The organism is Paenibacillus sp. 01T422 (genome assembly GCF_056398785.1).
In genome coordinates this window covers 1-6,336 of record NZ_JBFTQB010000333.1, presented here as the reverse complement: position 1 = coordinate 6,336, position 6,336 = coordinate 1, and the positions used below count along the sequence as shown (strand labels likewise).

Sequence of the window (6,336 nt, the reverse complement as noted above, 5' to 3'; positions counted from 1 at the left end):
GTTCGGTAAAATACTTCCGGAGGGCTCGCACGGAATCGTGAACGACCTCGGCGTCGCGCTCGCAGGCGTCGTTCCGCTGAACGGCGCGGTCGGCGCCGTGACGCTCACCGTCGTAGGCGCGATTACCGGCCTCGACGGCTCTGGCTTCTCCGGCATCTCCCTCGCGGGCTCGATTGCGCAGCTCTTCGCAACCGCCATCGGTTCCGGTGCGGCGGTGCTGACCGCGCTCGGGCAAGTGGCCGCCATCTGGGTCGGCGGCGGTACCTTGATTCCGTGGGCGCTCATTCCGGCAGCGGCCATCTGCGGTGTCAGTCCGTTCGAGCTGGCGAGGCGGAATCTACTGCCTGTGCTGATCGGCCTCGCAGTAACGACGGTTGTGGCTATGTTTTTGGTGTAGAATTGTAGATTGCAGCAAGAGCCTCCAGCTGGAGGCTCTTTTTCTGCCTTTTGACACAGCTGAATCAGCCCAATTGGGAGATATCACAAGACTAGCGCAGATAGTATCTCCTAAAGCGGTTACAATGAACCCAGAACGAACGGAATCGGATTTGCCTATCCTCCATCTGAAGCAGTAAGCTTACATACAGATGACTACACGAATTTGGAGATGAGACGAATGGAAGCAAAGTTTTGTATGACTTGCGGAGCTCCTATGGAGACGCGCGATGTGGATGGTACGGTAAGAAGAGCTTGCACGGCGTGCAGCTTTGTACACTGGGGCAACTACAGTATTGGTGTAGGGGCACTTGTAACCAAGGATGAGAAAATATTACTTGTACGCAGAGCACAAGAGCCCGGCAAGGGAAGATGGACGAATCCGGGCGGCTATATTGAGCAGCACGAGCTGATCCAAGATACCATTGAGCGGGAAGTGCTGGAGGAATGCGGCATCACAGCCAAGGTCACCCGACTGGTTGCTGTGCGAGATTTACCTAGAAACATTCATAATGTGTACATAGCTTTTGAATTGGATTATGTTAGTGGCGAGCCTGTACCTGATGGGGTAGAGGTGGATGCTGCGGGTTTTTATAGCCTTCAAGAGATGGAATCGATGCCGGTAGCGGATTTCACTCGCTGGTTGATCGATGTTGCTTTGCATTCTACGACCGTTGGACTTGTTGAAGATAAAGAACCTATTGTAAAAATGGACGGGTACGGATTGTACCGCATCCCCAAGGTCCAAGCATGATGAAGCCGATTGGCCTCAGAGGGCATCACCTGCTCTGTTTGTTAGGGTACCGGGGAATGGGATATTCCAAGGAATTCTGTGAAAATATGACGAGTGTATACGAGACGCTGCGAGAGCAGCCGGCCACGATCATTCGTGTCGTCCTTGGTCCTGATGATCTGTGCGCAGCCTATCCGACGGATGAGGTGGCGCATTGCGAGAATAGATCCGTCTATGATCGCGATGCAGAAATCGTAGCCAAACTTGGCTTGCAAGTTGGGATGGAGCTGAGTTGGTCCGAGATTTGCTCAAAAGTAGCCGGCTATGTGAAGCCGGAGGACATTGGCCACTTGTGCGCCACCTGCCGCTGGGAGTCTTACGGCGTATGTGCCGAAGGCGTGCGCTTGATCGGGGAGGGCGGCGAGCTGCCACCTGTCACTTCTTAATAAAGGGACTCGCCAGTTCAGTACAGTTCAGCTGCTTGCTAACCACCCTCAGAACCCTTATGTTAGGGGAACTCTGAGGCGCTATTTACTTCAAAAACAGCCACTTGGCATTTCGATGGGAACTATGATCCGCYGATTTCGCCCATCAAAAAACACAAAAGAGGCTATCCCTCAGTCATTGACTTCTGGGACAGCCTCTTTCCTTTAGACAAATACGCTGACGTCCGAGCCAGTCTCCAGCTTTTCTGCCGGAGAAGACAAGACATTTGCCACCATCAGCAGATCATCGACGGGGCGAAGGAAGGAGCGGAGCAAGCGGCTATCCTTCAGCTCTGGATCCAACCATTTTTCGGCTTGCTCTTGATCGAGAATGGCAGGCATGTGGCCATGGTAAGGAGAGACTAGCGGATTCGCTTCTGTCATCAGCATCATGCAGGTGCGAAGCTCCTCCTCACCGCTTGGCGCCCGCCAGACATCGTATAAGCCCGCGATGCCGAAAGTGCCGCTGCGCATTTTGAATTTCACCCACTGAGTCTCCTTGCCCTCCGTTACACGGACATAGAACCCACTGCAGGGAAGGATGCAGCGCTGTTTTTTGATAATGCGCTCGAAAGCTGTGTTCGTAAAGATTGAATCGCGCTCCCCGCAAACCGCATCTTTGGCCCAGAAAGGCATAAGCCCCCAACGGAATTCATCCAGAAGACGCTCTCCCTTGCGATTGATCATGATAGCAGAAACCGACTCAGTCGGTACGACCTCATATCGATTAGCCGTATAGGACAGCAGGCGGTCGATACGGAATTGTTTCATGACGTCATTGACGTCAGCAAGAATAGACACAGAATGACACACAATTATTCACCTCATTTGATTTTGGTTATTATTTTCCTATTTCACCAAAATCATGTATGAGCATATAAAAAAACTGAGAGCTTTACGCCCTCAGCTACCCTGTGTATGGTTCGGATAAATACGTATGAATGCAATTTTTCCCGTTTCTTTTGGCAATATACAAACACTCATCCACCTGCTGGAACCAGGCTTTCTTCATCGTGTTGCGATTATAAGGCGCGAGTCCAATACTCATTGTTAACGGTCGCCCCGGCATCTCCGGGATATCCGTTTCACGGATAATCTGCATGAAGGTTTCACACACCGCCAGCACTTCCTCGTGGGTCTTGCCTACAAACAGCACGGCAAATTCCTCACCGCCATATCGGAAAGACATATCGTCAGGCCCCAGCACATCCTTGAGCAGTCCGCCAATCGTTTTGAGCACAACGTCCCCAACCCAGTGGCCGTAAGTGTCATTGATTTTTTTGAAATTATCGATATCCATCAGTGCAAGCTCAAGCGGCGTATCATAGGGCATATGCGAAATGAGATGGTCCGTATGCTCCTGGAAAGAGCGATGGTTGAACAACTCTGTAAGCGCATCTACTTTGGAAAGCCTGTCGATCATGACGTTGCGAATGAGCAGATCCTGCTCACGTACAATGGAGGCTTCAAGCTGCGCATGCAGCATGCGGCCTTTCGTCATAATAGCGAAGCAGACAAGGGCTGTAGCAGATAGAACGGTGAGTGAAACGATAATTTCGGAAGGTGTAATGAGATAACCTTTGTACACCTGGCTAAGCACTAACGCGGTTAAACTTGCAATGCCTAAACTATAAGCGAAGATAATATACTTCTTTTGAAAATAAACAGAGGATAAAATAATCGGAATGCTAACTAATTCGTAAGAGCTCATCAGCTCAGGGATACACATAATATAGATACAAACCATGGTCATGGTCCATATAATCATGATAAAATCACTGTATCTTTTGAGGAAATGAATGGCCAGATAACCGGCGCCCATGAGGGCAAGCTGCAAGGCAGTCGGAATGACTTGGAATCGCAGGAAGCTATGAAGCCACTGGGTAGGCTGTTCATAGATATCAAAGAGAAAACCGATCATAGCTGCTACTTCATAGATAAGCAATATCCACCATAATAGATGGATGAGTTTTCGGTTCCAAGTATGATCATTTTCCGGAAGTTGTTCCATCAGAAAAAGGCCACTTTCCTTTCTTGCTAGCAAATAGTGGAAATATTTTTCGTGCCTTGTGAGACCATTGTAAAGAATAACCACCCGATTAGGCAAGCGATGAAAATTATAAATAGAAACACCAGGAGGGCTATGGCAGCTCAAGGTTATATACACGCATGGGAACATTATAAAGACGAGCTCGTTTTGCTGGATAAAAAGCTGGAGCTTCTCTATAAGCGTCGGCAGAAGCTTACCCCCGACCCGCAAACAGATTCGTTTCGCGGGATGTTTGTGTCCGAAGACGAATTCATTCGTCTTATCGGCGAACAAGAGGTAGAGGAAGAACACCAGGAGGAGGAACTGGCTCTCTTGGAGGACATCCAAGAGATGGAAGCCTACATTGCCGGGCGGATCGAAGAAAGCCGCAACAAAGGCGTATTTCTGCCATTGTCGTATGCAGCCTCCGTATTTGGGTTGTCCGCGATCGAGGAGCGGTTCGTCATGCTGGGTCTAGCCGTGGAATTAGACCGCAAATATGAGCGTATTTTCGGCTTCTTGCAAGACGATTTAACCAGCAAAACGCCTAATATCTCTTTGGCGCTGCAAGTTGCGTGCAGCAACCCGGAGGACATGAGGGCAGCGCGAACAACGTTCGTTGCTCCCGAGGGCCGACTGGCGCGATACATGCTGCAGCGTGAGGAGCATGATATCAGAGGCCAGTCACTGTTATCCAAGCCGCTGCTGCTGGACAAACGAATCGTAGCGTTCCTGCTCGATTCCGGGGAAGTCGACCCGAAGCTGAAGCCAGCGGTCGAGATGGTGTACCCAGACGACGAACTCGCCCCCTTGCTCGTCCAAGAGGATTTTCAGCAGCGGCTGCGTGGCTTCATCAGCGAGGAGCAGCAAGCCCCTGCAGCTGAGCGCAAACGGCTCGCATTCCACCTATGGGGGAATGCGGGCGCAGGCAAGAAGCTGCAGGTCAAGCACTTCAGCAGCCATTTCTCTAAGCCGCTGCTGATTGCTAATCTGGCGGATGTGCTGCTGCATGCCACAAGCTTTGAGGAGCAGGTGAGCGCCATCGTGCGCGAGGCGATTCTGCACCAAGCCGTGCTGTGCTTCACACGGCTGGAAGAGCTCTACCCCGAAGAGCCGGATCTTGCGGCGCAGCAGCGGCTCGGTCGGTTTCATGAGCTGCTTGACGGCTACGGCGGCATGATCTTTCTGTTAGCCGGCAAATATAGCCGGATGAACTGGAAGCCCAAGGAGCGGCTGCTCCTTGAGCATGAACTGCAAGTGCCGGACGAAGGCGGGCGCGAGCGCCTTTGGACAGTATTCGCGCGCGAGCTTGGCGTGAGCACGGGCGTGGATGCCCGGGTGATGAGCGGGAAATTCCGCTTCACCCCGGGGCAAATTCACCGCGCGCTGACGCTTGCGCGCGGATACTCCGCCTGGCAGCGTGAGCCGCAGGCGGAAGCCAATTCGGCTGCGCTGCGCACCGATGCGCTCTACAAGGCGTGCTACCAGCAGGTGCAGCACAAGCTGGAGCGCAAAGCGACGCGCATTGAGCCTCGCTATCAGTGGGCGGATATCATTCTCGCCCCTGAGCAGAAGGATCAGCTCCGCAATGCGTGCAATCAAGTCAAATACCGTGGCGTCGTGTACAACGACTGGGGGTTCGAGAAGAAGCTGGCCTACGGCAAGGGGCTCAGCATGCTGTTCGCTGGACCRCCGGGCACAGGGAAGACGATGTCTGCACAGGTGGTGGCCGGCGACTTGCAGCTTGAGCTTTACAAGGTCGACTTGTCGCAGGTGATTAGCAAATATATCGGCGAGACGGAGAAAAATCTTCACGAGATTTTCGAAGAGGCACAGCTTAGTAATGCAGTGCTGTTCTTCGATGAAACCGATGCTCTTTTCGGCAAACGGTCGGAAGTGAAAGATTCGCATGATAAGTATGCCAACATTGAAACCGCCTATCTTTTGCAGAAGATGGAAGAGTATCAAGGCATCACGGTGCTGGCTACGAATCTACTAAATAATATTGATGAAGCGTTCTTGCGCCGTATCAATTACGTCATTAAATTTCCTTTCCCCGATAGCGAGTATCGCGAGAAAATCTGGCAATCCATGTTTCCCCCTGCAGCGCCTCTCAGCGATGATGTCGATTTCCGATATTTGGCACAGCGGTATGAAATTGCCGGCGGAAACATTAAAAATGTCGTGCTCTCCTCCGCCTTTCTTGCCGCAGAAGCGGGCGAGCCGATCCGGATGCAGCATATTATTAAATCCATTCGCCATGAGCTGCAAAAGTCAGGTAAAATTTTGGCTAGACAGGAGTGGGAAGAATATTAGAAATTAATATAACTTTCTATAGTCAGTCTTGCGTTTTGCAATTATAATAGAAAAAGGTACACAATGTGACATATTCCCTACCATTTCAACACATTACATAGGTATTTTGAGGCAGGAAGTGATTCCTATTGGTGATTATTCAGTAATTGCCGATGTAAGCGCATCTTTAGTGAAGCTGCTTAGAGAAAATATGACACCAGATCCCATTCCGCAGCCAGAAATGATTGGGCTTGCTTCGCCTGTCGATAAAGGGGATTTCTACTTATCTCTTTATTTGTACAACGTTCGGGAGAGCGGCGATAATCGCCAGACCCATATGATTGCCCGGGGGACAACAC

Annotated in this window: 6 protein-coding genes and 1 pseudogene; 5 read left to right on the top strand and 2 right to left on the bottom strand. The window is 51.1% G+C overall.

The window, feature by feature from the left end; translation table 11 throughout:
* The 3 genes and pseudogenes from AC1DUA_RS19015 to AC1DUA_RS19005 form a co-directional block, all read left to right on the top strand.
* Positions 1 to 397, top strand: a pseudogene (locus AC1DUA_RS19015) (hypothetical protein); the annotation flags it as partial.
* A gap of 219 nt (positions 398 to 616) precedes the next feature.
* Positions 617 to 1,189 (top strand): NUDIX domain-containing protein, encoded by a 573-nt coding sequence (locus tag AC1DUA_RS19010; protein WP_477501261.1) that lies wholly within the window; start codon positions 617 to 619, stop codon positions 1,187 to 1,189.
* Positions 1,190 to 1,245: 56 nt separating this feature from the next.
* The gene (locus tag AC1DUA_RS19005; protein WP_477501260.1) at positions 1,246 to 1,614 is read left to right on the top strand and encodes a DUF1284 domain-containing protein; all 369 of its coding nucleotides are present in this window, start codon (positions 1,246 to 1,248) and stop codon (positions 1,612 to 1,614) included.
* 204 nt (positions 1,615 to 1,818) lie between these two features.
* Here AC1DUA_RS19005 and AC1DUA_RS19000 read toward each other — a convergent pair whose 3' ends face one another.
* Together AC1DUA_RS19000 and AC1DUA_RS18995 are read right to left on the bottom strand one after the other, a co-directional pair.
* Complete coding sequence (locus AC1DUA_RS19000) at positions 1,819 to 2,466, bottom strand: SOS response-associated peptidase (protein WP_477501259.1); 648 nt, start codon at positions 2,464 to 2,466, stop codon at positions 1,819 to 1,821.
* A 94-nt stretch (positions 2,467 to 2,560) separates the two neighbouring features.
* Complete coding sequence (locus tag AC1DUA_RS18995; protein WP_477501258.1) at positions 2,561 to 3,664, bottom strand: GGDEF domain-containing protein; 1,104 nt, start codon at positions 3,662 to 3,664, stop codon at positions 2,561 to 2,563.
* 132 nt (positions 3,665 to 3,796) lie between these two features.
* Between AC1DUA_RS18995 and AC1DUA_RS18990 the strand changes: the two genes are divergently transcribed.
* Positions 3,797 to 5,998: an ATP-binding protein gene (locus tag AC1DUA_RS18990; protein WP_477501257.1), complete on the top strand. Its 2,202-nt coding sequence runs from the start codon at positions 3,797 to 3,799 to the stop codon at positions 5,996 to 5,998.
* 118 nt (positions 5,999 to 6,116) lie between these two features.
* On the top strand, positions 6,117 to 6,336 hold a 220-nt coding region (locus tag AC1DUA_RS18985; RefSeq protein ID WP_477501256.1), incomplete at its 3' end, for a Pvc16 family protein.